The organism is Infirmifilum lucidum, assembly GCF_014876775.1.
GTDB classification, from domain to species: Archaea; Thermoproteota; Thermoprotei; order Thermofilales; family Thermofilaceae; genus Thermofilum; species Thermofilum lucidum.
Map to the genome: position 1 here is coordinate 779,854 of NZ_CP062310.1, position 24,422 is coordinate 804,275.

The following is a 24,422-nucleotide window of genomic DNA, read 5'->3' on the forward strand; positions in this document are numbered from 1 at the left end:
CCTTTTGAGTGTGGGATGCCTGCAAACCTGCCGGCTGAAGCAAAGAGTAAGTGGAGAAGAGTGATGGAGGCCAGGACACCGGAGGAGAAACTGGAGGCTCTTCAGGAGTTCCTGTCAGCAGTCCCCAAGCACAAAGGAACCGAGAGGCTGAGGATGCAGGTCACACGGCAAATAGCGGCCTTGAGGAGAGAAATAGAGCTAAGGAGAAGGAAGAGAACAGGCGGTGGAGAACAGTTCTTTGTTGAGAAAGAAGGAGACATACAGGTTGTCCTTCTTGGATTACCCATGTCCGGGAAAACGTCGCTGTTTAAGTGCCTGACTGGGGTCGACCCTGCAGACACTAGGAAGCCGGTTCCTGGCATGAAGGTTTGGGAGGGAGTGTACTTTCAACTTGTAGACGCACCCCCATTCCTTGGAGACGCGGCGACGCAGGCGCGTCTCACAGCGCTGGCCAGGAACGCCGACGCGCTCATGCTCGTGGTCGACGCGACCGCTGATGTCGAGTACCAGGTAACTACGCTTTTAAATTCCCTAGAGGATGCACGAATAACGGTTAAGAGACCTAGAGCTCAAGTTGAGATCGAGAAGAGGGCTACTGGAGGAGTTGTTGTCGTTGGAGACCTTGAGGGGGCCACTCTACAGGATGTTATCTCGCTCCTGCGGGAGTACGGCATTTACCACGCAGCCGTGCGGATACAGGGCCGCGCAACTCTCGATGATGTCGAGGAGGCTGTCTTCGGGGGGCTGTCCTATAAGCCTTCAGTTATCGTGACGACGAAAACTGGCACTCTGGGGGAGAGAGCAAAATCCTACCTGACGGCAGTTGGAGTCCCAGTGTTTCTATTCAGTAAATGCGAGGAATTCGAGTTTGGTGGAGTCGCTGAGTACTTCTTCAAAGAGCTAGACTTGATCAGGGTGTATACGCGTAACCCAAAGACAGGCGAGGTTGAAGAGAGGCCTGTTGTGACAAAGAGAGGGGCAAGAGTTTTAGATGTCGCCAAGATGATTCACACTCAGCTATACGAGAATTTCAAGTATGCCTTGGTGTGGAGCAATCGATTCACTTTCAATCCACGTCGCGTAGGGAAAGACTTTATACTCGAGGACGGGGACATTATCCAAATCGTTGGAGGCTAAGACAAGAGCCGCAACAGCAGGCCAATGCCTATTCCTGCTACGACCATGATGTTAAAGTCCCTAAGAGAAGTACTCCCGAGGAAAGCTACAATTTTTAAAACCATGGAGGCTGTCAAGAACAAGAAAAGATAGAGCAGTGTGCTTTGTGGCAGTAACGAGTGTAGAGACGAGGCGAGAACTAGGCCTAGTGGATGCAGTACAGTAATTGATGCCGGCACAAACAACCTAGACCCTTTATTGAGCAAGAACCCCGATAAATATCGCTGAAGCAGCGTGACGGCAGCCGCAATTACGAGCACCACTACTTCAGGGAGGAACAGTGTAGCCTGCACGCGTGGTTGGGGGTACGTTATTGTGACAGTGCTGGCAGATAGAAGAACCATAGAGAGAGGCAGGGCTGCCAGCGATATAGCAATCACAGCATTGTAAGAGCACTCCTCGTCGTGTGGCCTAAGAAGGTTGCTATAGAGGCCTGCTAGAATGCCTGGAATCGAGGTGACAAGCAGGGGGGCTAGGGGGTAGCTTATCTGGCGCAACTCCGTGATAGCTGGGTATAATGCAGAAATGAGTACGTAGGACGCTACAAATGGGCTCGTGGCAAACCCTCTACCTTCACTGTGAACAACAAGTACGGCCGCTAATACAATATAGACCGTGAATACAGCCATGTATACGGGGAATAGCATACCGAAGAGGACGAAGAACACCAGAATTAAGAGGAGTGAGGACACTGCGACCGCTAGTAGGGTGGAGCCGATCTCGCCCCTACCTCTATCCGATCCTGCACCCACCGCTAATGTGTAGACGAGCAAAGTTAAGAGCGCCTCAAAAACCCCCACGGTTACTCCTAGATGATAAGCCAGGAACCAGTAGAATACCAGAGAGGCCTGTACGGGCAAGGGGGCTAGAAATATGAAGACCAGTAGAGGTGCCAGTATATAGGCATCTACAGAGCCTCCGGGTGCCAATAGCACTGCTAGGACTCCCACCAGTATGCCGAAGACAGACCAGGATCTTATGTTTGCGGATTCACTGAGCAGAGACACTGGGTTTGACACACCCTCCGCCTTCAGGCTCCGCAGTAGTCTTCTTGCAAGAACATTTCCTAGAAGAAGTGCCGACAAAAAAACCATAAAGGTCAGCGCATGAATGGCCACAGATGCTAGCTTCCCGCCTTTAATTACCAAGTCATTCACGAAGGGGGAGGATATTCTCCCACTCCTAATATAGTCTTCAAGCATGAATACAGAGAGGTAGATGTACGGTGAGGCTAGTACTGCAACAAGCGATGAAGCTAGCAAAGCAGCCTGCCCGTTAAAGCCACGTTTACCCGCGATTGCGAAAAGAGCACATGTTAGGGGGAAGAGTAATATTAGAAGGGGAGCCTCTAGGTTTAGTCCGTTCCACAGATAGAGCCTTGTTGCTAGGCCTGTAACCAGTAGAGATAAACCCAGAATGAAGACGTAATCAACCTTCCTTAAACAGGACACTAGGAGCACCCTTCTTGAAGTCATTCCACCTGGACATTTTTGCGCTCAGTGAGGCGAGTACTGGACAACGTGAGCCCCCCGACTTACAGTACTGCAAGTATTTCTCGCCTGAGGCCCTCCACTCAACTACCCCAATAAAGACACATCTAAATCCCCTGGCTGTTTGGTGAAAGTATTTGCAGGTGTGTTCTCCCTCCATAGCCAGCGAGTAACTAGCTAGCCGCCAATAAATACATGTTTTTTAAGCAACACTGCTATGCGCCGCAGATAGGCACTGGACGAATGCACGACTATGTGACGCCCGATGACGACCTCTGCGAGCCGTCCTCCCTTGTTGAGTAAAAGGCGCTTTCCCTCTCTTTGTTGCGCCGGCTATGTTCCGCACTATCTTGGCCACGCAAAGAACCTAGGCCTATCAGGCTGGGCAGTTGATAGTTCCTCTCAAGTAACCAATGAGACAGCACCATGAAACCATCAAGGACTAGGGAGACCGGGAAAGGGGGTTCAACACTAAATAACACTAATATATTCATGTTAAATGTAAAAAATAGCTAGTGATTTGAATGTCTTCGGGTGGAGTATGTCCGGGCCTCTACAGGGATGCCAAGGGAAAGTTCTATTGCAAGTATGCTGGAGGGACAGAGGTTGACCCAGCCTTCATGCCGTGCCTAATGGAGTATTGGGAGTGCCCCTACTACATAGGGTGGCGGAAGAAAGCAGGTACAAAGGAAGAAAGCGTTACACCTCCACTAGAGGCGGGTGAGAAAACAACAGCGCCTGCACCCCAGCCTGTCGCTATAGCCGAACATGTTACTGGAACGAAGCTTCTGGAAGAGGCCTCAAGCGAGCTAGACAGCTTAATCAACCGTGCCACAGAGCTCTCGAAAATTTGGGAAGAATATGAGAAAGCCGCGCGCGAAGTCATTGGGAGCTGGGAGGAGATAAGGGACAGGCTGGAGAAGGAGCTTCTCAGCATCGAAAGCTCCCTCGATGCCTACGTTGCCGAGCTGGAGCGCATTGAGCTTAAGCACAAGCTGGGAGTTCTGGACGACACCCAGTACGAGGGGCTTAAGTCTGAACTGGATAGGAGGATTGCTGAGAAAACCTCGGAGAAGGAGGATATTCAGAGGAAGTTAGATGAGCTCGACAGGCTAATAATACCTCACTACAAACGCGTAAAAGCCGCCGAGGTAAAGCCGGAGATTGCTAAGCTCCGGCTGGCTTTAAACAAGCTCGAACAGAAGTTCAAGGAGGGCGGTATAACTGAAGAGGCTTACAGGCGTGTGAAAGCAGAGATAGAGGCCAGGCTGAAAAGGCTCGAGAGAATACGCGAAGAGGTGGAGGAGCAATGACCTCTATGAGCTACGGAGATTTAGAGAACATCTTTGACAGCGCCGATAAGATCTGGGAAGAATACAGCGTAACTGTAAAACGTAGCCTACTTGAGTGGGAAAGGCTTAGGCCCGCTCTGACGGAGAGAATAGCTGTGCTGAAGACCAGGATAAGTACCAACTTAAAAGAGATGGAAGAGCTGAAAATCAAAGTGGAACTCGGTCTTATAGACGAAGAGAAAGCCCAGAGAAAGATCGACATACTTTCTAAGGAAAATGTCGAGATGATACGCGAGCTTGAAGCGACGTGGCTAGTCTTCGAGAAGAACATGTTGAAGAGCATTCTTCACGCAAAGAGGTTAAGCCTCCCGCTAGATATCACTCCAGAAGAGGTAGAAGGGAAAATAGAGGAATTAGAGAGCTGTTACAGGCGAGGGGTGATAAATTCAAGTGAGACCTACGATGAACTTAAAAAACTCTTAAACGAGCAACTTAGCTTGATTGCGAGCCATTAGTGGTCACTAGAGCGTTTTTTGGTTCGTTTGATAGTAAATCTCACCTTATCGTTACTTACCCGTTCTACTTTCAAACTTCTCAGAGATACAGCCCCCCTACGCTCAGCTGCTCTGCTCATCCTCGCAACGAGTTGTGTGAAATGCGGCCTACATAGGTATATGAGGTTCTCACCTACCTCTAAGACAAGCTCTGCCTGCCGTGTACACTCCTCAATCATACAGTTCTGAGGATCATCAGCCATACTAGCCCCTCCAAACAATATACTAATAGTTATATTTTTGCTCAAATAATAAGTTCAGAATAAGGCTTACAACGAGCTTAAAAACTCTTGAGTAAACAACTCAGTCTGAGGGTGCTAGAGAAAAAGTAGTCTTTGCTTTAGATCACCCGCAGAGAAAAAGTAGCTCTTCAGAGTACTTCACTTTTACTCTCTCCGCGTCCTCGACGCTAATGACGCTCCCCACTGCGACGCCCAGCATGTGACCCGCCACGATGCCGCCGATCCCCGGGGTCGTAGGTAGCAACACAAGCAAAGCAGTGGAAGTATGCGCCAGCACTGCAGCCCTCCGGAGATGATCACGCTATAGCCCCATGAGAACGCTCCTGTGAGGCCCGAGGCGCGGGACAGGAAAGGGGGCTCTGTGTAAGCACGAGAAAAGCTTTTCAATATGCCGTGGAATTTTTACCTCGATGGAGACACCTATTAGAATACACGTTGTAGAAATGATTTTGCCGGAGAAGTCCAACATAATTATAGGTCAGACCCATTTTATCAAGAGCGTCGAAGACATCGCCGAGACCGTGGTTACCAGCGTTCCAGGTGCAAAGTTCGGGCTCGCATTCAACGAGGCGAGCGGGGACAGGCTTGTAAGGTGGGACGGCAACGACAGAGAACTTGTAGATGCTGCCATCGAAAATGCACGCCGTATAGGCGCTGGCCACGTCTTTGTGTTGCTCATCAGGGATGCATGGCCCATAAATATCCTTAACCAGTTGAAGATGGTTCAAGAAGTTGCTAGGATATTCTGTGCCACTGCGAATCCTGTACAGGTTATTGTAGCCGAGACGGGCCAGGGCAGGGGGGTTCTGGGAGTTGTTGACGGCTACACAGTCATAGGCGTCGAAAGCGAGGAGGACAAGCGCAGGCGCATTGAGTTTCTGAGGAAAATTGGCTATAAGCGGGCGTGAAACCGTGAAAACCTGATGGAGGAGATAAAGCAGGTCATCGTTATTAGACGGGATCTTGAAATGGGAAGAGGTAAGATGGTTGCACAAGGCGCGCATGCCTCCCTGAGTGCCTTCCTTGAGGCAGAGAAAAGTAACCCGGAGTGGGTTCGCAGGTGGCTGGAGTCAGGCCAGAAGAAAATAGTAGTCCGGGTGGATAGCCTAGAAGAGCTAATTCGGGTGTACAATGAGGCAAGGAATGCAGGACTACCAGTAGCATTGGTTACAGATATGGGCCTCACGCAACTAGAGCCCGGAACAGTAACAGCCGTTGGAATAGGCCCCGCTCCTTCCAGTTTGATCGACCCCATTACGCGTCATCTAAAGCTACTCTAGTCGCGGCGTAGAGAATTCTGCTATCGACGGTGAAGTAGACTACGAGCTTCTACCCGGTTGCGGCCACGTGAAGAATATGAACCTCTGAATCCCCAGGTGGCCTACGACACTGCTAGAGTTGCGGGCCGTCAGTCACCCTGGCTACAGGAAAAACAATGAGTGGGCCCGCTGGGGACAGTAAGAGTAGGGAAAAGGGATAGGTGACGGGACATAGACTTCTTAATTAATCTTACGTGCCTTTTGGAAGACGGGTACGTATGGTGCGCCAGTCCAGTGTGGAGCTGGATAAAATCTTGGAGATGAGGTACTACGGTTTGAGCGGAGACGGCATAGGAGGGTATATTAGACGCATGTTTGAGGACTTTATAGTATACGAGATAAGCATAGATGGGACTCTTGCCACCCCGAATTGCCGCGAAATACCTCAAGGCGCGGGAGAATACACGTGGGTTGTAGTTGAGAAGAGAGGCGTTGATTCCGTGACAGCTGTGAGGAAGATCCGGAAGTTCCTAGGTCTTCAGGGGACAGATATCGATATTGCCGGTTTGAAGGACACCACTGCGGTTACATTTCAATTTGCGTCAATAAAAGGCGAAGTCCCAGCAGAAGCCATAGAGAAGTTTAACTCCTTGAACACACGCGTGAAAATACACTGCCCAGTGAGGAGACCATTCCATTTGAGACCCGGACTCCTCTTCGGCAATCGCTTCACCATAAGAGTTAGGGACTGTAACACCAGCCGCCTACACGAGTTGCTGGACGAACTCAGGAGGCTGGGTGGTGTCCCGAATTACTTCGGGTACCAGAGGTTTGGGAGTATCCGCCCAGTAACTCATGTAGTCGGTAAGCGTATCATAGAGGGCAGGTTTAAAGAGGCAGTGGAAGAACTCTTATTGAGAATTTTCCCCCATGAATCACAAAGGGCAAAAAATGCTAGAGAATATCTAGCTTCAACGGGCGATTTCAGGGGAACGCTGGAAATTTTTCCCAAAACTATGAAGAGCGAGCGCGCAATAATCGCTTATCTAGCTGAAAGGCCTAGAGATTATGTAGGTGCTCTTCGTCACGTATCGGGGTATATAAGGAAGCTCTTTGTTGGAGCATATCAGGCGTATTTGTTCAACAAGGTGCTCAGCAAAAGGATCGAGCGGGGGCTTTCCTGGGTCTATGCTTCTCCAGGAGACTACGTAGGTGTTGCTCCTGGATCAGCAGGCTCTGGACATATGCCAGTGCTCATGGCAAACGACACCAACCTAGATAAGGTCAACAAACTTATTCACGATGGGAGGGCTTTCCTATTACTTCCCATTTTCGGCTATAACACACACCTTTCGCAAGGAGAAGAGGGCGAAATCGAGAAAGAAGTCCTGAGGGAGGAAAACATAGATGTTCGTAGCTTCTATGTGAAGAGCCTCCCAGAGGCCTCATCAGCTGGGAGTTACCGCCCTTCAAACCTCTCGCCTCTGGACTTAGACGTTAAAGTAGACTCTGAAGGCGTTGTATTCTCATTCGCTCTCAAAAAGGGGATGTATGCAACGACGCTTCTACGCGAGATTGTAAAACCGTCCCACCCTGTGGAGCAGGGGTTTTAGGCCTTGACTTTTATATTATTGACCCGGATTCGTAAAGGGGGATTCTTATGCCTCTGGTACCGCAAGAGCACTTAGATGAAGTGCGCGAAGAGCTAGTTAGAGCTAGGCGAGCCGGACACAGGCGACTGTTAGTAGTTTATAGTGACGATGATTCAAGACTCGTCACCGTGGCTCTGGACATTCTCTATGAAATACGCGACCTTGTCAGAGGAGGCGAGATCCTCTACGCCTACCACTCTTTCTATTCTGACGGGGCTATGCGGCGGGAGCTTTTCGCCAAAGGCGCGCCGAAAGACATAGATATTGAATATATCTCTTTCCAGAACCTTGATACGATTCTCGGCAGAACCTACAATGGTTGTATTATAGACTTAATAAACAATCTGGAGCCCAATGACCTCGGCAAGCTTATGGGTGTAGTTCGAGGAGGTGGACTCTACCTTCTACTGACGCCTACACCCCAGAGAATGCTGGAAAGCGTGACGAGGTTCCAAAGTAACCTTATAGTCCCCGGCTACACGGCGAGTAGCTTGAAGAAATTTTTCGTCAGAAGGTTTCTCAATAAACTCTCCGAGCACGACGGGATTGCAATCTACGACGCCGACTCGAAGTTTTTTGTGAAGAAATTCCCGAGGCAAACCGTCGAGCCGCAGGCCGAGAGAAAAATAGTGTACCCCGAGAAGACAAAGATACCCTTAAAAGTATTCAAGCTTGCTCTAACACAGGATCAAGTCGAAGTCATTAAGAACTTCGAGGTACTATATACAAAGTCCGAGAAAAAGAAAGTTTTCGTCCTTACAGCTGATCGCGGTAGGGGCAAATCCTCCGCGGTAGGGATTGGTTTAGGATGGCTTGTTCACAAGTTGCGCAGAGCAAAGGGCAGGTGTAGAGTAGTACTTACAGCGCCGAACGAAACTAACGTCCAGGAGGTTTTCCGATTTGCAGGGAAAGTTCTCGAAATGTACAAGCACCCCCTAGAGATTCGTACAGAAAGTGATTACATAGTCAGCATTGAATCAAAGGGTATTGAGCTTGTGTACCTACCACCATTAGAGGCCATGAAGACCAGGGCTGATGTTCTTGTGGTCGACGAGGCCGCTGCCATACCAGTTCCTCTTCTTTTTAAACTCCTAGACAGGTACGACAAGCTGATTTTCTCCTCAACTATACATGGTTACGAGGGCGCAGGTCGGGGGTTCTCAGTACGGTTTTTGAAGAGGCTGCGGTCGCGTGAGGATATAGACATAATAGAGTATGAAATGGAGGAGCCAGTACGTTACGCTTCGCAAGACCCCATCGAGGCATGGATTTTCGATACACTACTTCTTGATGCTGAGCCAGCTACGCTCACCGATGAGGACTTAAAGGCTGTAAGGAACAAGGAGGTTATCTACTACGCCCCGGACGAGGCTACCTTGTTCTTAAAGAACGAGAAGGAGCTGCGCGAGTTCTTTGGCATTTACATTATGGCGCACTACCGCAATAATCCAAACGATCTAGGCATAATGATGGAGGCGCCCCACCATTTCATCCGCATGGTTAAAACGTCTACAGGTAAAGTCGTAGTGTCCCTAGAGCTAGCAGTTGAAGGATCCCTGGGACCTGAGCTGTCACGCGAGTCAGCCAAGGGTGCGTGGTTGATGGGTAACATAATACCTGATAGGATGATAAAACACTACAAGATACTCGATTTCGGGGATTTAAAGGGAGTCAGGATCGTCCGAATAGCAACACATCCACACGTAATGAATCAAGGCCTTGGGAGCTTTGCCTTGGCAAAACTCGAGGAAGAGGCTCGTGCCAACGGGTATGACTGGATAGGAGCTGGCTTCGGAGCAACAGAAGAGCTTCTGAGATTTTGGGTAAGGAACGGCTATATGCCTGTTCACTTAAGCCCCGAAAAGAATCCCGTGAGCGGGGAGTACACGGTCATAGTAATAAAGCCTCTGAGCGAGAGAGCGGGAAGGATAGTCAGCATTATAGCTCGTGAATTCAAAGATAAACTTCTAGACTCACTACCATCTCCTTACTACGACCTCGAGCCCGAGGTCGCACTGCTATTGCTAGAGGCAACGCCCCGTTTCCAGACACCATTCAGTATTCCGCTACTGAAGAAAGCGAGGTTCCTGATGTATGCATGGAGTGACATGACTATAGAGAACTGTATGGACGTAATGAGTGCCCTCGCCAAGTACTACTTCAAGGCGCCTAATCCTCCAGAGTTGACGCGCCTGCAGAAACTCTGTCTAGTGACGAAAGTCCTGCAGGCCAAGAGTTGGCATGCTACACTAGAGGATCTTAAGATATCAATGCCACAAGTCACCTCTGAGCTAAAGGAAATAGCGAAGATATTTTCCAAGGCATTCCTAAATGTTTACAGCCCAGAGGAGGCGCTAAAATACTTCTTCTTGACACTGAAAGACTTAGAGGAGAATATCTAGGAGTTACTCCGGACTAATCACAGCTACAAATCGTGCACTTCTACAGCAGGAGAGGCATAACCCGCATCTATCACAGTTTTCGGACGCAACGAGTATTTCGCTCGTAGCCTCTGGAGCAAACCCACTAGGACTAAACGCTTTGAATGGACAAACCTTGATGCAGTGAGGTTCTTCTCTTGTATTGACAGCAGGCCTTAGTCTTTCAGGTATTTTAACCCATTTTACGAGGAACTCGTCGTCGAACTTGTTTATCTGTGGAAGATCCACGACATGCCTGAGAAGCGCCGTATCGTAGAGGAGAATATCGAATGACCTCTCAACGGTAAAATCGCTCAACGTGTCCTCGGGGACGTCGCTTATGTACGCAGATGGGATATCACTGGTAGCTATAAGCTTGGCCCATATCAATGCATAGATTTTTGATAAATAGGTCGAGTGAACCCTGAAGAACTCATTTCCCACGGAGTAAATGACATGCGGTGAGAACACAAGGGCTGTTATGCCAATCGACTTAAGCTGACGTATGAATTCTTGCGACAAAGGGGCTATCGGGTTCAGCTTTACCATAACTGGTTTTGATGAGCTCGAGATGAACTCCTCCAATATGTCAATAGCATATGCTTCAAACCCGCGGCGCCCTCCAGCCAGAAGGTACAGCAAACCGAGATCAACTTCGAAACCATCAACCTTGTCAGCGAGGCGCCCGGCTAGCATCTTGAGCGATGAGAGGCGATGCGAGGCTATAGACGCTATGAGTTTATAGTTACCTTTTTGTTTTAGCTTTAGGGCTATTTCTTCGACTTCATCCACTGAAAAAGATAGAGGCCTTGACATGATTACGTAGTCGCTCCATGACGCGAAGTGGTGTATCCATATTCTAGTCTTTCCCCTATCTTCAACTTTCTGGTCAGAGACTGTCGGCAGGAAGAAGACGCCAACTCCTTCAGGAAAATTGGGGAGTAATTCCAGGAGCCTATAAAGTATTACATCATCGCTACTTAACCCCCTATCCCCCTCCAGTTGCAAGCCTGCGAAGTAGAGCCTAGCCACAGGTGCTCAAAAAATATAACAAGGCTTTATTCTAATAAACTTGGCAGATGATGAGGAGTACCAAAGATGAGAGATGAGTTGAGAACTCTCGGCTGAGAATTTTCATGCGAGCATTCTCCTGAATTCTTCCGTTATCCTCTTGTACCTCTCTAGATCCTCGCGAGTCACGCTAGGCCTAACAACCTCCATGGCTTTAAGGAAGTGCTTCATAGCGACTTTCGTCGGCTTCCCGGACTCGCGGAGTGCTACCATAGCCGCCTCTCTACAGACCGCAGCGATGTCTGCTCCCGTGTATCCTTCTGTCCTCCTCGCTAGTTCTGCTAGGTCTACGTCTTCTGCTAGCGGCATCCTCCTCGTGTGCACTCTGAATATCTCGAGCCTGGCCTTCTCGTCGGGTGGCGGGACGTAGATGAGCCTGTCGAACCTCCCGGGCCTGAGGAGCGCGGGGTCAATTATGTCCGGCCTGTTCGTAGCAGCAACAACGACAACACCCTCAAGCCTCTCAAGGCCATCCATCTCAGTTAAAAGCTGGTTCACTATCCTGTCTGTGACTCCGGCGTCGAACCTCTGACCTCTCCTTGGAACGATCGAGTCTATCTCGTCGAAAAAGATTATACAGGGAGCTGCTTGCCTTGCCTTCCTGAAGATTTCCCTTATTGCTCTCTCGCTCTCGCCGACCCACTTGCTGAGGATCTCAGGTCCCTTTACGCCGATAAAGTTTGCCTCGCTCTCCGTGGCGACAGCCTTGGCGAGCAGAGTCTTGCCAGTACCCGGAGGGCCGTAGAGCAAGATGCCCTTAGGCGGGTCTATCCCCATTTCCTTAAAGTACTCTGGGTGTTTAAGAGGCCACTCGACGGCCTCGCGCAGCTGCTGCTTAACGTCCTCAAGCCCACCTATGTCGTCCCAGTGCACCTCTGGAACCTCAATGTAAACCTCGCGAAGTGCACTTGGCTGAACATCTTTGAGAGCTTCCATGAAGTCCTGCCTAGTGACTTTTAACTCATTGAAGATTTCAGCGGGTATTTTCTCGCTTTCCATGTTTATCTTCGGCAACACCCTTCGGAGAGCCCGCATCGCAGCTTCGCGGCAGAGAGCCGCGAGGTCAGCACCCGTAAAGCCATGAGTTATTTCGGCTAACTCGTCTAGGTTCACATCCTCTGCTAGGGGCATGTTCCTCGTGTGCACTTGGAGAATCTCTCTCCTTGCACGTTTGTCTGGAACTGGGAACACTATCTCTCTGTCGAATCTCCCAGGACGCCTTAGAGCAGGGTCTATGTCGTTAGGCCTATTAGTGGCCGCTATAACAATGACTTGCCCCCTCTCCTTCAAGCCGTCCATTAGTGCTAGGAGCTGTGCTACTACTCTCTTCTCGACTTCGCCTGTGACTTCCTCCCTCTTCGGGGCTATGGCGTCTATCTCGTCGATGAATATGATGGCCGGGGCGTTCTTTGTAGCTTCCTCGAATATCTCGCGGAGCCTCTGCTCGCTCTCGCCGTAGAACTTGCTCATTATCTCAGGGCCATTTATGGCAATGAAGTAGGCACCAGTCTCGTTGGCGACAGCCTTGGCGAGCAGAGTCTTGCCAGTACCCGGAGGGCCGTAGAAAAGCACGCCTTTAGGTGGATCAATCCCCAGGTGTTTGAACAGCTCGGGGTGCCGTAGGGGTAGCTCCACCATCTCCCTGATCTTCTGCTTTGCCTCCTCAAGGTCGCCTATGTCCTCGTAAGTGATTCTCGGGATTACAAGCTCGCCACTGACGGGTTCACTCCTAATGTTGACCTCCGTCTCCTCCGTGACCTGGACAGCCTGAGCCGGGAATGTCGACACAACGGTAAACTGCAGGGCCGCGCTAAATGTTGGTATCTCGACGACGTCGCTTCGCACAAGCGGTCTGCCGATAAGTTTACTCTTTACATACTCCACTAGGTCCGGTGTGAGTTCAAAACCTATCCTAAAAGTTGGAGCGAGAACGATCCTCTTTGCGGGAGCAACCTTGGCCTTCCTTACCTTTACCTGATCTCCTATGGCGACACCAGCGTTGCGCCTGATAAGCCCATCCATCCGTATTATGCCTGCACCCTCATCTTCTAGTGCCTGAGGCCAGACTATGGCAACTGTGACCTTCTTACCCTCAATCTCTACTACGTCACCTGGGTCTACGTTAAGCTTGGCCATAGCATTCCTGTCTATTCTCACTATGCCTCTTCCAACGTCGCGAGAGCGTGCCTCGGCAACCCGCAGCACAACTTCCGGTTGCAAGGACATCGAGTAGACTACTTGTATAGGTTATTAATAGCCTTTGTGGACTGTTCTCGAGAAACGTATACAGTGGCGTGTAAGCTGCTGAAGGAAAAACCGTTTTATATCCGGGATTACTGAAAAATAGGGCTTAAAATGTTCATAAAACGGGAGGATGCCATTAAGCGTGCGTCGAGTGCTCTCACGAAAGCCTTGCTTATTAACACAATAGTCACGCTGATGCCTCCAATATACATTTTCTTTTCAGGCTCCATAGGATTACACACTTACATTGCCCTAGCATTCCTAGCGGTCTCTGTTGCTTCACTGCTATTAGTGTACTACATGCGCCGCGCAGTAGACGACTACTCGATTGGCTCGGCCAGGGCTGTGCTTCCAATAGCACTCCCCCTGAGTTTCATAGGGGGGTTGGTCATCGTGGGTCTGCTCGTTAACAAGGCTAGAAAGCATATAGCCCTACTCCAGTGAGAAATATTTTTATCTCATTTTTGAATTGAAATCTTTCCGAGTTGCTATGTCTGGAGAAATGCCACTACCACCAGTACCACAACCCCACGTAAACTCGGTACCATTGAGGAGGTACGGTGGAGTGCTCCCGAGGCCAATTAGAGATGGGAAAGGCTTCAGCTTGGGCGAAATAAAGGCATTGAACCTGACAGAGCACGAAGCCAGACTCCTGGGAGTATACGTTGATCTCCGCAGGAAAACAGTCCACGAGGAGAACATCCGCATACTGAAGGAGTATTTAATCAACTTAAGGAGAGCACTTGAGTCCGGGGCCCCATTGCCTGATCCCACGCTCCCGAAAGAGATTGTCGTAAAGAGAGACGTTTCAAAGGTGTTTAAGGGAAAGACTGCCGCTGGCAGGAGAGGACGGGGTCTACAGTCTGTCAAATATAGATATACACACCACTATAAGTGGAAGAAAAAGAAGAGGGAGAGGCTGCTCAAAAAGCGCCACGAGGCTACCAGACATAAGGGTGGCGACTAGCCCAAATACTTTCTCTCGTAACTCTCCACGATCTTTCTAGAATGCTCCAGTACTATTTTCATTCCGCACTTTGCACAGTAGTATTCCCCATTTATCTTAGCGATGACGTCCTCGCTTCCACATACTTTACACCTGGGCCGATCCCCTCTAGAGGTTTGTGATTGGCTGTACATACTCTCAAGCCTACAGTCCACTCTGATAAAGATATTTATAGGGTTGCTACATGGGCTAGAACGTGACCCAGACTACCAAAACTCAATCGAGAACAATGCTCCCAATAGATTACCTGCGGAGTTACAGTGGAAAAAATGTCTTTATAAAGCTCAAGGACGGCTCAGAGTATCTCGGAAAACTAAAGATTATCGACCCATCGATGAACATTGTCCTGTCAGAAGCTAAGGAGGTAACGGACACTAATAAAGTTCTAGCAATCCTAGGAGATATATTCATACGAGGGAGCAATCTCCTCTTCATTTCGATAGAACCCGATAAAGTCACATTCTTTGAGCCAGAGCAGCCCAAACAACCTGAAACGCTTCAGGGACAGAACGCACCGACCGATGATGAGTAGTCATAATTACTGCCAGTAATTATCGAAAAACCATATAAACAATCAGACAACCTCCACAACCTTTGATGGCGCAGAAAAATGTGGTAGTTGAAAAGTCGACGTACGTGCCGCCAGACCTCCTGCCTGTTGAGATTGTAGAGAGAAAGGGTACAGGACATCCCGACTACATCGCTGACTCTATTTCGGAGGCGGCAAGCAGGGAGTTGTCGAGATACTACCTAGAGAGGTTTGGACGTATTCTACACCATAACCTCGATAAAGTGCTTGTTGTGGGAGGGCAGTCTGCACCTAGATTCGGAGGCGGGGAAGTACTCCAGCCCATATACATACTCGTATCCGGGAGGGCCACAACAGAGGTCGTGGAACATGATGGCTCGAGGGTACCCATACCTGTCGGCCCCCTGATACTCAAGGCAACCCGTAACTGGATTAAAGCAAGCCTCCGCTACCTAGACCCAGATCATCACGTAATAATCGACTACAGGATAGGGAAAGGATCTATAGACCTAGTAGACATATACCAGCGGGCACAGACTTACCCAGGAGCCAACGATACTTCAATGGGTATTGGGTACGCCCCCCTCTCTGAAACCGAGAGATTAGTACTTGAAACGGAACGCCTGCTGAACTCCCAAAAGATCAAAAAGGAGCTCCCAGCTGTGGGCGAGGATATAAAGGTTATGGGTGTGAGAAAAGGCGATACCATACACCTTACTGTGGCTGCTGCAATAGTGTCCAGGCACGTCACCTCAACAGAAGAGTACCTAGAGGTAAAGAAAGAAATAAGAAAACTCATCCTCGAGAAAGCAGCAGAAATAACAAACAGAAAAGTAGAAGTCTACGTGAATACGGGAGACGACCCGAGCAAGGGAGATAAAGGCGGCTTGTACCTTGTCGTAACCGGTACTTCAGCTGAACATGGAGATGACGGAGCGACAGGCAGAGGGAACAGAGCAAACGGTCTCATCACGCCCTTCAGGCCCATGTCTTTGGAGGCTACAGCAGGCAAGAACCCCATAAGCCATATAGGTAAACTGTACAACGTCGTGGCTTTCAACGCTTCCCAGGAAATAGCTCAATTAGACAACATAAAGGAAGTCTATATAAAGTTGATAAGCCAAATAGGGAAGCCGATAAACGAGCCCCTCCTAGCGTACATTGCGATAAACGCCGACGAGAACACGATATCCCGCGTAAGGCACCAGGCCGAGGAAATCCTAGCTAAACACCTCGATGGGCTTAATAGGCTATGGGAGAAAGTTCTAAGAGGAGAGGTGGCCCTGTTCTAGTCCCTCTTTAGCGACTTCACTCTTTCTCTCCTGTACTCCTCGAGAATATCTCTAATTCTGGAAGCATTGCTTGAATACCTTGACTTAACGGCCTCCACGAGCCTCCTACTCTCCAAGACTAGTATTGGGCCTACGTCAACATAGTCCACAACGTCTTCAAGAGAAGTTAAATAGAACTCCGGTGGTGTGACCTTGTAAAAGGTCTCCAATTCTCCTCTACCCCTCACAATAATAATGCCACGACCAGAGGAGCTCGCCAACTTCTCAACAATCGCCTTCATCGTATCCAGCGGGTAATGCCTGTCCACGAATATCACAGGGTCAACAATGCTCTGAAGCACGCCCTCGTCTTCCCTAATTCTCTCGAGGAGCCACGAGAGCTTTAAAGCAAGCCTGTAGCGTCCCGTCACGAGGCCTACGAGGATGCCCTCCAGCTTCTCGAGCCGCCCGCTATACTCCTGCAACTGATCCCTCAGTTCTACAAGCTCCCCCTGCAACTGTTCAACCTTCGCCTCAAGTTTTGCCTTATCAATGTCCGTGCCGAGAGTCCTCTTGACATGAAGGATCCTCCTAAGCGTGTCCTCTAACTCGAAGACTCTACTCTTCACCTCTCGCATTTCGAGCTGGAGAGCCTTATTCTCGAGGAGCAGTCTTTCGGTCATCCTCCGGTAGAACTTCAATTGATCCTCGATGCTTCCTCGAGACACCTCCTGTAATATGAGCTCCTCCTTGGTCGTCAGTTGAAGGTATTCCCTCACCGCCTCCCTTACAGCAAGCGAAACGGGAACCCCCCTGACAACCCGGAACTTCGCAGCGTCCAGAGGTACCGTAAAGCCGTACCTGCCCGCCTCTCTCTCGACAGCCTCGAACTTGTCGCGGTACTCATGGAACGCCTTAAGAGCTGCAGCCAACGCATCTCTTTGGTGAGCATTCTCCACTTGTGCGTGCGCGGACACTAACATTCTCTTCTCCTCTACACTTAGGCTATGTTGGGGGGAGAATAGCACTGCCCCGATCTCCGAGGCCAACTTCTTTACATAAGATGGGGGAGGAGTCACGTCGGTGGCAACTATAGCTGGCCGTCCGAGCTCTAACAGTAATCTGATAAGCTGTCCCCTGCCTAGCAGTTTCCTCGAAAAGACACTAACTACACTTCCACTGAAATCGAGAACTGCTACTCCTGTCGTCATTCCAGGGTCTACGCCTACGATTAAGTAGCGCTCGCTCCTCATGACCCGTTTCTCTGCCCTGCTGAGGGGCCTATACTCGATGCCGTCACGCCTAACAGGCGTGACCTCAACGAAGAGGTCGTGTCCAGACTCCGACTTTATTATCCCGTTTAGCCTATCACGAGGAGCGTAGACTATGAAGGTTGCCCCGACAATGCCCCAGCCGCTCTTCCTCATAAAGAGGTCGTAGTCTAGTCCTGCCCTTTCCAGCTTCTCACGAATCTCATATACCTTTCTCTTGACGAGCTGCTCTATGTTACGCTTGAAGCGCTCTCGACTCATACCCCCCTGGCCGGGGACTCTCCCGCGTCCCACATGTATTCTCGTCTCCTCCTCGAATACCAGGACTTCTGACCCCAAGCCCTTACTGGCAAGTAACGCCAAGATCTCCGCCGTTCTCAGTGGATCTAGCTTCCCGTGACACATTCCCGTCAGAGCACAGAGAGCTTCGACGCTTACTACCCTGTCTCCGAGGCGGGTAACCTCTATGAGCTTTGGAATCTTGCCTGGGACTCGTTTTAAGACTTCTGCTAAGCCTCGGAGGTCTCTGGCCAACTCGTAGACGTTGTCTACTGCGATAGCCTCAACATTTTTTTCACAGACAAGCGCTAGGACTTCGCTAAGAGTAGCGCTTTCAACCCTTAAAACAACACGTTCACCGTCCACTAGAACAGCCGCGAAAGAGGGCTCACCTGCTTGAGGCGAAGACCCCGGCAGTATGTCTAGGCCTAGCACTCGACGGAATATCGAGACCCCCGTTTCTGTTACGAAAAATGGGGTATTAATTCTTTGACAACAGGACTGCGTCGCCAGGTCTTACCTAGCATCCTCCCTGCTTTCCTGCTACTCACCCCCCCTCCTCGGGGCCGTCTGCGTAGAGTGTAGAGGTGGGGTATGAACTTATTCTCTCAAAGAGCTCGCTAAGGTACTGTTCCTTGTTGATAGCTATTCTATATTTTCTCTCAAAGAAGTTCACGATGTTCTCGACGTCTCTTCTCAAATAGGATGTGGCATTCGGGTGAGAAGATGAGACCCATTGAGGCCAGTCCAGTAACCTGATGCCTCCTTCTTCAGTCAAAATCACGTTGAACTCGTTTAAATCTCCGTGAACCACACCAGCCTTATACGCCTTCTCGACTTCGCTTAGAATCTTCTCTAGGATAGCTCTGGGGTCATCAAGAGGAGGAACTTCGGAGAGCTCAACCCCTTCGACATACTCTGTGACTACAATGTGGCGATTCCAGTCAATGGGCTCTGGGACAGCTACACGCTCACGCCATAAAATCTTTAGCGCGTGGTATTCATTCCGGGCTGCCAGCCTCGAGAGGTATAACCAAGAAAAATGTCTTTTGTCGGCGACATAGCGTCTAACCCTCTTCACACTCCTGAAGCTCGTCCTGCCTACCCTGTGAACCTTAACGGCTACTATTCTCTCACCTGGAGTCTTTCCGAGATAGACTTCCGATTCCTTACCTTCACCTACAGGGGTCTCCGAGACAGCGATAAGAGTACCTCTCTTGACGAGAGTGTTGAGGGCTAAGCAGTCATAACCACGGCTCGTTAAAATGTAGCCCGTAAAACTCCCTCGATGCCTCTGAACAAGACCAAGTCTATTGAGTTTTTTGAGAATGGACTCTACATAGCCCCTCTCATACCCCGAGATCGAGATTATTAGCTCTATATTGACGTACTCATGATTGATCATGCCTCTCTCTACGGACGCTAATATTCTCAGGTCGCCGCTAGTAAGCTCCTTGAGACTCCATGCAGAGAATCGAATACTCACATGTTTATTACGTACTCGAGGCCTTTTAATTTACCCTCTCCCCCCTTGGGCCGCCTGGACATGGAGGAGGGAAAGCTTTTTCGGCACGGGGTTAGTAAGCTATGGTGATGATGATACAGCTCGCGGTTGAAGCGGTGAAAGCACCTTCGATTTCTGAAAAACCATACCCTATAAAAAGCCCAGTAATCCTCTAGGTTTTATCTCGATCATCTTAACCTCTCCTACCGCCGGTAATGCCACATTATAGATGGGGGTTGAACCGATGAAGTCTGTGTGAATCTTGCTCTCGTGCAAGTGCCCATGTACTACTACATCTACTGGAAACCTTCGGAGTATATTCGCGAGCTTCTTGCTCGACATCTCCTCCCAGAATCTCTCGTTCTCCCCAGTTAATGTCCGGCACATCGGGGGGTAATGAGTTAGGAGCACCGTTCTCTTGTTACCACTAAACGCTGCCAGTAATTCCTGAAGCTTTCTTAGCCTCTTCTCGTAGATCTCGTGGATGTTTGGTACGTTCTCTCTCTGCCACCGGGTGGGTTTGTCAAGTAGGCCTGTAGTACCTATAACGACGAGCTCGTCTTCAAGTGCAAGCCTGACGTAGGAGTCGTCGAGCCAGATTACCTCCGGACACTCCTCTTTGAGCCTATCGTGGACTTCTAGGTAGTCCTCGTTCCCGAAGACAGAGACTGCTGGTGTACCCGGCAGGCTTTTAATCAGGGCGTCTTGTACGGGCTTGCACATCCTGTAGTCCCCTTTCTTCACCACGTCGCCTGCAATCAGGACAGCCGAGACGCCTCCTCGAGGAACTGTTCTCAGAGAAGACAGGAGCAACGGTAGGTACTCAGGTGAGTGGACGTCAGCAAAGGCTAGAACTCTCACGGCAAGCGTCCCCTCAATGAAGCCAGGAATACGATGGCAAATAGAAGTGTTAGGAGGAGCATAAAGGCGTCTCTTTTCGTAAACGAGAGCTTTTTGACCCTTGTCGGCTTCACGCGGGCACCGAAGCCTCTCGATTCTAGGGCTTCGGCAATCATCAGGCTACGCCTCACCTCAAATATTACTAGAGGCACCATAAGGTACACATAGTTCTTAATGCGGGTAGTGAGGCTACCTTTTTCGAGTTCAAAACCCCGACTTCTAAGAGCGTCCAATACTATCTGGACGTCCTGCGCGAGCGTCGGGACAAACCGGAAGGACATTGTCACCAGTAACGAGTAGTCTCGAGGCAAGCGCATTTCCTCAAGTGCTAATGCCAGTTCATCGGGGGGTGTTGTGAGGAAGAATATGGAAAACGCTGTAGTAAGTACGAGGAAACGCAGCGTCATTGCTAGAGGCAGTAGTAGTCCTTCATTTATAGCTGTGAGCCAGTTCAGCAGGAATATCATTCCAGCAAGGGGTAAAACCCCCTTTACTCCCTTCGCCAGCATGGTCAGTCTCTTCGCCGTGAGAGCGGCGAGCAAAATAACCCCTAGTAGGACAAACTGGTGATGAATACTTAGTGTGAGTAGAGATAGTGCTGCTACTGTGACAGAAAACACAAACCTGGTACGGGGATCCAGTCTATCAAAAAAAGACTCCCTCCTGGTAAATCTAAATGCCCTCAATGCCTCCATGCCTCCCCCCGAAGAGAGCATCCAGTAATCCGTCTAGATCATATATATCGTACTCCGCAAAACGCTCGCCGAACAGGACTCTAGCAAGTCTCACGGGTTGAGGTGGCAGGAGGTGGGCACGCCTCAGAAGGGCTTGCTGCGTGAAGAGCTCTCTAGGGGGTGCAGAGGCAATAATCCTCCCCTCCGACATCAGGTATACTCTATCCACGTGCTCCATTACAAACTCGATATCATGCGTGACGATAACCACAGTTTTCCCCATTGTTCTCAGCAGATTTAGAATCTCCGATATCTTCTCCTTTTGCACGTAGTCTTGCCCTGCTGTAGGCTCATCGAGAACAATGATCTCAGGGTCATAGGCTAGGACGGCGGCAATAGCTAGGCGTTTACGCTCACCCACGCTTAGGCTGTAAGGAGACCTGTCCTTGTATCGGTACAGCTCCATCATCTTCAAAGCCCATTCTACTCTGCGCTCAATAACTTCCATTGGAAAGTTAAAGTTTCTGAGTGCGAAAGCCACTTCGTCGTATACTGTCTCCCCGAAGAGTTGATGGTCTGGGTTCTGGAAGACTAGACCCACTATCCTCGAGAGCCCTGCGACCGAGTGCTCACGTGTATCCCTACCTTTTATTAAAACTCTCCCCCTAGTCGGCTTTAGTACACCGTTAAAGTGCTTTATCAACGTTGTTTTACCCGCGCCATTTTCACCCATTATCGCCACGAATTCCCCGCTCGAGACAGTCATGCTTACGCCTCTCAACGCTTCAACACCATCGGGGTACTCGTAGTAGACGTCTTCAACCCTAATTACGTGCTCCGTCCCCTCGCCTGCCATTACACAACTCCCTCAATTTTTTCAAAGCCTCAATAGCGACATGCTCCGGAGATAGAGTCTTCGTATTCAGGCGCACCCCAAGGTCTTCGAGCCTCTCAATAAACTTTACAATAAATGGCTTCCCCGTTATGTGCCCGTACTTCCTCACCCCCTCTAGGGGTTCTCCATCAAAGACTATCTCCCCATCTGACATGATGACAACCCTGTCCGCGAATGGCATAGCTACTTCGAGCCTGTGTTCAATGACGAGTGCTAAGACACGTTGTTTTAAAGTCGTCCTTCTAACTATGCCTAATACTTTCAATGCCGTCAGCGGGTCAAGGTTGGCTGTGGGCTCGTCCAGGACAAGAATCTCTGGTTCCAAGACCATTACAGAAGCAAGGGCCACTTTTTGTTGTTGCCCTCCGCTCAGCTCGAAAGGGGACTTGTCTCTCAACTCCCATAACCCGTACTCTCTGAGAGCATTCTCTACTCTCTTATGTATCTCTTCTGGAGAATAACCCGCGTTTTCCAGGCCAAACGCTATCTCCCTTTCGACTGACGTGAAAAACAGCTGGTTTTCGGGGTTTTGGAAGACAAAGCCGACATGCCCTGCTAGCACGTGAGTCGGCGTCCTCCTGGGGTCTAGGCCTTTCACGCTAACATGTCCTTTAAGCTCTCCGCCGTAGAAGTTCGGTATCAGTCCATTTATTATTCGAGCGAGAGTACTTTTCCCGCATCCACTGGGGCCTAGCAATAATATGAATTCACCTCTATCTGCTACGAGATTTATGTTCTTTAAGACCCAGTCCTCGCTATCAGGGTACCTATAATAGACGTTTCCCAGTTCTAAGAGCAAAGAGCGACACCCCTAGGCCCTGGCTACTATCTTGATTACCATGCGGTGTGAGAGCCTCTCATCCGCACCCACCCGCTTCCCGCTTCTGGCATCAATCGCCGAGACAAAATTCTCGCCTAGGTCTGTGTGAACAATATAGGCGAGTCCCCTAGCCGTAGTGTCCCCAGGCACGATTAACACGTCTGGCAACACATTGCCTTGATGGTCAGTAAATTTTTTCTCATTTTCAACCGGGAAGACAGCGATCATGCCGAGTACATCGAAGACAGCTGTGTCTATTGCGTTTTGCACGCCTGTGCTACCCCAGCGCTTGAACACTTTCTCTCTAATGTACTCCAGCGCCCTCTCCTGTTCGGGCTTGAGCCCTCCAATGATCTTGAAGTCGCTCTCCCCAGGAATATACTCTATTAGTCCCGCTTTAGCCGCCTTCTTTAGAGCGAGCTCTGCCTCCGCGCTCGTCGGTATCACCTTGTACCTAGACCCTAGCTCTTTAATCATCCTCTTAATATTATCCTCTGCCGGGTCGAGATCAGCCTTGTTTGCGACTATGATAATCGGTTTATACCTTTCCCGAACCGCTGTCACTAATTGTAAGACGTCTTCCTTCGACCAGGAGGTCGCCCTCTTGTTCTGAAGCCCTAACTCGTCAATGACCCTCTGTACAAGTTCAGGCTTTATCCCAAGCCCGCTGAAGCGCGCATATAATTCGTCATACTTTCTCTGCAAGTCAATGAGCTTTGATACCCTCTCCCAGTCTTTATAAACTATCTGGTACATCCACATCGCTATTTCTCTCTCTAGAAAAACAACGTCCTCCATAGGGTCATGACTACCAGGCTTTATGGGACGCCCCTCCTCGTCTGTAGCACCAGCCGCATCGACAACATGTAGGAGAGCCGGTGCCCGCCGTAGATGGTCTAGGAACATGTTGCCAAGTCCCCTGCCTTCCCAAGCCCCGGGGACAAGCCCGGCAACATCTATTAGTTCAATGGGCGCAAACCGCCAGCCATTGATACATATTGAGTTGCGAGGATTATCCTTGACACCAAGCTCCTTGCATACACACTTGAGTCTGACGTATCCCACACCTATGTTGGGATTTATCGTTGTGAAGGGGTAAGGTGCTCTCTTGACGTCGATGAGAGTAGCAGCGGCAAAGAAGGTCGACTTCCCTGTATTGGGCTTCCCGACTACACCAAGCTGGACAGGCACGCGATAAGAACATCTAACGCGGATATTAAGTTTAAAGTTAAACGAGTTAAGCCTCCGCCTCGGGCGCTCATAGCGCCAGCTCTTGTTTTATACTACATGAACCACTTAAAAACAAAGTATCTTATTTTGCCGTCTATCGGATCTCTATAGGCCAGTATAAACTTCTTCTTCACAGAGTGGGAGAGCCTGCCTGCCCGGATGATCTCTAGGGGATCCAGTTTACTGTCATAGTTGAGAACATGTACCAAGAACGGGGCATGGTCAATCCCAGGCCCGAGCTTGTAGACGGCAAAAGTCGAGCCGAACTTCATGCCAGACTTGACTACATAGCCCCGGCCTCTCAGATCCTTGTAGACAGCATATGCGTCGTCAAAATTCTCATAAACCCTTCTGGCAAGCTGTTTAAGAGCGTCTATACTTACTGCTTCACCACTTTCATTTAAAACCTCCAGGCACCCACGCTCTGCCAGGTATACAGCGTCGAACAGTGAGAGCTCGAGTTCCTTCTTTACATCAGGAGTCTTTGGCTTCGGGACAGTAAAAAAACGCCCGAAGAACCCTCCTCTAAAATATAGGGCATTTGCCTTCTCGCGGTCAAAAATAACTACGCGCCCCCCGAGGAGCACGCCCCTAATCTTCTCACACTGCTCCACGCGAATCACCCTGCACAAAGGATTTTTAT

24 protein-coding genes are annotated in these 24,422 nt (G+C 49.8%); 11 read left to right on the forward strand and 13 right to left on the reverse strand.

Going from position 1 to position 24,422, the window contains the following annotated elements; genetic code table 11:
- The first annotated feature begins 15 nt into the window (after positions 1–15).
- Positions 16–1,137, forward strand: a complete 1,122-nt coding sequence (locus IG193_RS04330) for a TGS domain-containing protein (protein WP_192819659.1) — start codon at positions 16–18, stop codon at positions 1,135–1,137.
- Here the strand turns inward: IG193_RS04330 and IG193_RS04335 are convergent.
- Entirely contained in the window at positions 1,134–2,651 is a 1,518-nt protein-coding gene (locus tag IG193_RS04335; RefSeq protein WP_192819660.1) for a hypothetical protein, read from the reverse strand. The genes IG193_RS04330 and IG193_RS04335 overlap by 4 nt on opposite strands.
- A gap of 539 nt (positions 2,652–3,190) precedes the next feature.
- Between IG193_RS04335 and IG193_RS04340 the strand changes: the two genes are divergently transcribed.
- On the forward strand, positions 3,191–3,979 hold the full coding sequence (locus IG193_RS04340) for a V-type ATP synthase subunit I domain-containing protein (protein WP_192819661.1): 789 nt from the start codon (positions 3,191–3,193) through the stop codon (positions 3,977–3,979).
- Positions 3,976–4,473, forward strand: coding sequence for a V-type ATP synthase subunit I domain-containing protein (locus tag IG193_RS04345; protein ID WP_192819662.1), 498 nt, complete (start codon positions 3,976–3,978; stop codon positions 4,471–4,473). Before IG193_RS04340 ends, IG193_RS04345 begins: the two co-directional genes overlap by 4 nt.
- Positions 4,474–4,857: 384 nt before the next feature.
- On the opposite strand, the gene IG193_RS04350 is transcribed toward IG193_RS04345, so the two are convergent.
- Positions 4,858–5,031 carry a hypothetical protein gene (locus tag IG193_RS04350; protein WP_192819663.1) on the reverse strand — a complete coding sequence of 58 codons (174 nt, stop codon included), beginning with the start codon at positions 5,029–5,031 and terminating at the stop codon, positions 4,858–4,860.
- Between the two features lie 133 nt (positions 5,032–5,164).
- Between IG193_RS04350 and IG193_RS04355 the strand changes: the two genes are divergently transcribed.
- The 4 genes from IG193_RS04355 to IG193_RS04370 all read left to right on the forward strand — a co-directional run bounded on the left by IG193_RS04355 (position 5,165) and on the right by IG193_RS04370 (position 10,067).
- Positions 5,165–5,662 carry an adenosine-specific kinase gene (locus tag IG193_RS04355; RefSeq protein ID WP_192819664.1) on the forward strand — a complete coding sequence of 166 codons (498 nt, stop codon included), beginning with the start codon at positions 5,165–5,167 and terminating at the stop codon, positions 5,660–5,662.
- A 15-nt stretch (positions 5,663–5,677) separates the two neighbouring features.
- Positions 5,678–6,034, forward strand: a complete 357-nt coding sequence (pth2, locus tag IG193_RS04360; protein WP_192819665.1) for a peptidyl-tRNA hydrolase Pth2 — start codon at positions 5,678–5,680, stop codon at positions 6,032–6,034.
- Positions 6,035–6,309: 275 nt separating this feature from the next.
- Entirely contained in the window at positions 6,310–7,626 is a 1,317-nt protein-coding gene (gene truD, locus IG193_RS04365) for a tRNA pseudouridine(13) synthase TruD (protein ID WP_192819666.1), read from the forward strand.
- Positions 7,627–7,673: 47 nt separating this feature from the next.
- Positions 7,674–10,067 (forward strand): tRNA(Met) cytidine acetyltransferase TmcA, encoded by a 2,394-nt coding sequence (locus tag IG193_RS04370; protein ID WP_192819667.1) that lies wholly within the window; start codon positions 7,674–7,676, stop codon positions 10,065–10,067.
- Positions 10,068–10,070: 3 nt separating this feature from the next.
- On the opposite strand, the gene IG193_RS04375 is transcribed toward IG193_RS04370, so the two are convergent.
- Together IG193_RS04375 and IG193_RS04380 are read right to left on the reverse strand one after the other, a co-directional pair.
- The gene (locus tag IG193_RS04375) at positions 10,071–11,117 is read right to left on the reverse strand and encodes a hypothetical protein (RefSeq protein ID WP_192819668.1); all 1,047 of its coding nucleotides are present in this window, start codon (positions 11,115–11,117) and stop codon (positions 10,071–10,073) included.
- Positions 11,118–11,219: 102 nt separating this feature from the next.
- Positions 11,220–13,382: a CDC48 family AAA ATPase gene (locus IG193_RS04380; RefSeq protein ID WP_192819669.1), complete on the reverse strand. Its 2,163-nt coding sequence runs from the start codon at positions 13,380–13,382 to the stop codon at positions 11,220–11,222.
- Positions 13,383–13,511: 129 nt separating this feature from the next.
- Here IG193_RS04380 and IG193_RS04385 point away from each other — a divergent pair, with 129 nt between their 5' ends.
- Positions 13,512–13,844 carry a hypothetical protein gene (locus IG193_RS04385; protein WP_192819670.1) on the forward strand — a complete coding sequence of 111 codons (333 nt, stop codon included), beginning with the start codon at positions 13,512–13,514 and terminating at the stop codon, positions 13,842–13,844.
- A 46-nt stretch (positions 13,845–13,890) separates the two neighbouring features.
- Positions 13,891–14,367 (forward strand): ribosomal protein L13e, encoded by a 477-nt coding sequence (locus IG193_RS04390; protein WP_192819671.1) that lies wholly within the window; start codon positions 13,891–13,893, stop codon positions 14,365–14,367.
- On the opposite strand, the gene IG193_RS04395 is transcribed toward IG193_RS04390, so the two are convergent.
- Positions 14,364–14,540: a TFIIB-type zinc finger domain-containing protein gene (locus tag IG193_RS04395; RefSeq protein ID WP_192819672.1), complete on the reverse strand. Its 177-nt coding sequence runs from the start codon at positions 14,538–14,540 to the stop codon at positions 14,364–14,366. The two genes, IG193_RS04390 and IG193_RS04395, sit on opposite strands and share 4 nt — an antisense overlap.
- A gap of 62 nt (positions 14,541–14,602) precedes the next feature.
- Here IG193_RS04395 and IG193_RS04400 point away from each other — a divergent pair, with 62 nt between their 5' ends.
- Together IG193_RS04400 and IG193_RS04405 are read left to right on the forward strand one after the other, a co-directional pair.
- A complete protein-coding gene (locus IG193_RS04400) occupies positions 14,603–14,938 on the forward strand; it encodes an LSM domain-containing protein (protein WP_225876121.1) in 336 nt (111 codons plus the stop codon).
- Between the two features lie 65 nt (positions 14,939–15,003).
- The gene (locus tag IG193_RS04405; RefSeq protein WP_192819673.1) at positions 15,004–16,227 is read left to right on the forward strand and encodes a methionine adenosyltransferase; all 1,224 of its coding nucleotides are present in this window, start codon (positions 15,004–15,006) and stop codon (positions 16,225–16,227) included.
- Here IG193_RS04405 and IG193_RS04410 read toward each other — a convergent pair.
- The 8 genes from IG193_RS04410 to endA all read right to left on the reverse strand — a co-directional run bounded on the left by IG193_RS04410 (position 16,224) and on the right by endA (position 24,393).
- Positions 16,224–18,191: a DUF460 domain-containing protein gene (locus IG193_RS04410; RefSeq protein ID WP_192819674.1), complete on the reverse strand. Its 1,968-nt coding sequence runs from the start codon at positions 18,189–18,191 to the stop codon at positions 16,224–16,226. The two genes, IG193_RS04405 and IG193_RS04410, sit on opposite strands and share 4 nt — an antisense overlap.
- A 112-nt stretch (positions 18,192–18,303) precedes the next feature.
- The gene (locus tag IG193_RS04415; RefSeq protein WP_192819675.1) at positions 18,304–19,242 is read right to left on the reverse strand and encodes a serine/threonine-protein kinase RIO2; all 939 of its coding nucleotides are present in this window, start codon (positions 19,240–19,242) and stop codon (positions 18,304–18,306) included.
- Positions 19,243–19,410: 168 nt separating this feature from the next.
- Positions 19,411–20,121 carry a metallophosphoesterase family protein gene (locus IG193_RS04420; protein ID WP_192819676.1) on the reverse strand — a complete coding sequence of 237 codons (711 nt, stop codon included), beginning with the start codon at positions 20,119–20,121 and terminating at the stop codon, positions 19,411–19,413.
- Positions 20,118–20,876 (reverse strand): energy-coupling factor transporter transmembrane component T family protein, encoded by a 759-nt coding sequence (locus IG193_RS04425; RefSeq protein ID WP_318779411.1) that lies wholly within the window; start codon positions 20,874–20,876, stop codon positions 20,118–20,120. Before IG193_RS04425 ends, IG193_RS04420 begins: the two co-directional genes overlap by 4 nt.
- On the reverse strand, positions 20,833–21,690 hold the full coding sequence (locus tag IG193_RS04430) for an energy-coupling factor ABC transporter ATP-binding protein (RefSeq protein ID WP_192819678.1): 858 nt from the start codon (positions 21,688–21,690) through the stop codon (positions 20,833–20,835). The genes IG193_RS04425 and IG193_RS04430 overlap by 44 nt, the downstream gene beginning before the upstream one ends.
- The gene (locus IG193_RS04435) at positions 21,659–22,528 is read right to left on the reverse strand and encodes an energy-coupling factor ABC transporter ATP-binding protein (protein ID WP_192819679.1); all 870 of its coding nucleotides are present in this window, start codon (positions 22,526–22,528) and stop codon (positions 21,659–21,661) included. The genes IG193_RS04430 and IG193_RS04435 overlap by 32 nt, the downstream gene beginning before the upstream one ends.
- Before the next feature lie 12 nt (positions 22,529–22,540).
- Entirely contained in the window at positions 22,541–23,740 is a 1,200-nt protein-coding gene (locus IG193_RS04440; RefSeq protein WP_192819680.1) for a redox-regulated ATPase YchF, read from the reverse strand.
- A gap of 92 nt (positions 23,741–23,832) precedes the next feature.
- Positions 23,833–24,393 carry a tRNA-intron lyase gene (gene endA, locus IG193_RS04445; RefSeq protein ID WP_225876123.1) on the reverse strand — a complete coding sequence of 187 codons (561 nt, stop codon included), beginning with the start codon at positions 24,391–24,393 and terminating at the stop codon, positions 23,833–23,835.
- Between the last annotated feature and the right edge of the window lie 29 nt (positions 24,394–24,422).

Excerpts from the sequence above, each read along its gene's own strand:
- IG193_RS04330 (WP_192819659.1), top strand. The coding sequence starts at position 16 with ATGCCTGCAAACCTGCCGGCTGAAGCAAAGAGTAAGTGGAGAAGAGTG.
- IG193_RS04335 (WP_192819660.1), bottom strand. The coding sequence starts at position 2,651 with ATGACTTCAAGAAGGGTGCTCCTAGTGTCCTGTTTAAGGAAGGTTGAT.
- IG193_RS04340 (WP_192819661.1), top strand. The coding sequence starts at position 3,191 with ATGTCTTCGGGTGGAGTATGTCCGGGCCTCTACAGGGATGCCAAGGGA.
- IG193_RS04345 (WP_192819662.1), top strand. The coding sequence starts at position 3,976 with ATGACCTCTATGAGCTACGGAGATTTAGAGAACATCTTTGACAGCGCC.
- IG193_RS04355 (WP_192819664.1), top strand. The coding sequence starts at position 5,165 with ATGGAGACACCTATTAGAATACACGTTGTAGAAATGATTTTGCCGGAG.
- pth2 (WP_192819665.1), top strand. The coding sequence starts at position 5,678 with ATGGAGGAGATAAAGCAGGTCATCGTTATTAGACGGGATCTTGAAATG.
- IG193_RS04370 (WP_192819667.1), top strand. The coding sequence starts at position 7,674 with ATGCCTCTGGTACCGCAAGAGCACTTAGATGAAGTGCGCGAAGAGCTA.
- IG193_RS04380 (WP_192819669.1), bottom strand. The coding sequence starts at position 13,382 with ATGTCCTTGCAACCGGAAGTTGTGCTGCGGGTTGCCGAGGCACGCTCT.
- IG193_RS04385 (WP_192819670.1), top strand. The coding sequence starts at position 13,512 with ATGTTCATAAAACGGGAGGATGCCATTAAGCGTGCGTCGAGTGCTCTC.
- IG193_RS04390 (WP_192819671.1), top strand. The coding sequence starts at position 13,891 with ATGTCTGGAGAAATGCCACTACCACCAGTACCACAACCCCACGTAAAC.
- IG193_RS04395 (WP_192819672.1), bottom strand. The coding sequence starts at position 14,540 with ATGTACAGCCAATCACAAACCTCTAGAGGGGATCGGCCCAGGTGTAAA.
- IG193_RS04405 (WP_192819673.1), top strand. The coding sequence starts at position 15,004 with ATGGCGCAGAAAAATGTGGTAGTTGAAAAGTCGACGTACGTGCCGCCA.
- IG193_RS04425 (WP_318779411.1), bottom strand. The coding sequence starts at position 20,876 with ATGCTCTCTTCGGGGGGAGGCATGGAGGCATTGAGGGCATTTAGATTT.
- IG193_RS04430 (WP_192819678.1), bottom strand. The coding sequence starts at position 21,690 with ATGGCAGGCGAGGGGACGGAGCACGTAATTAGGGTTGAAGACGTCTAC.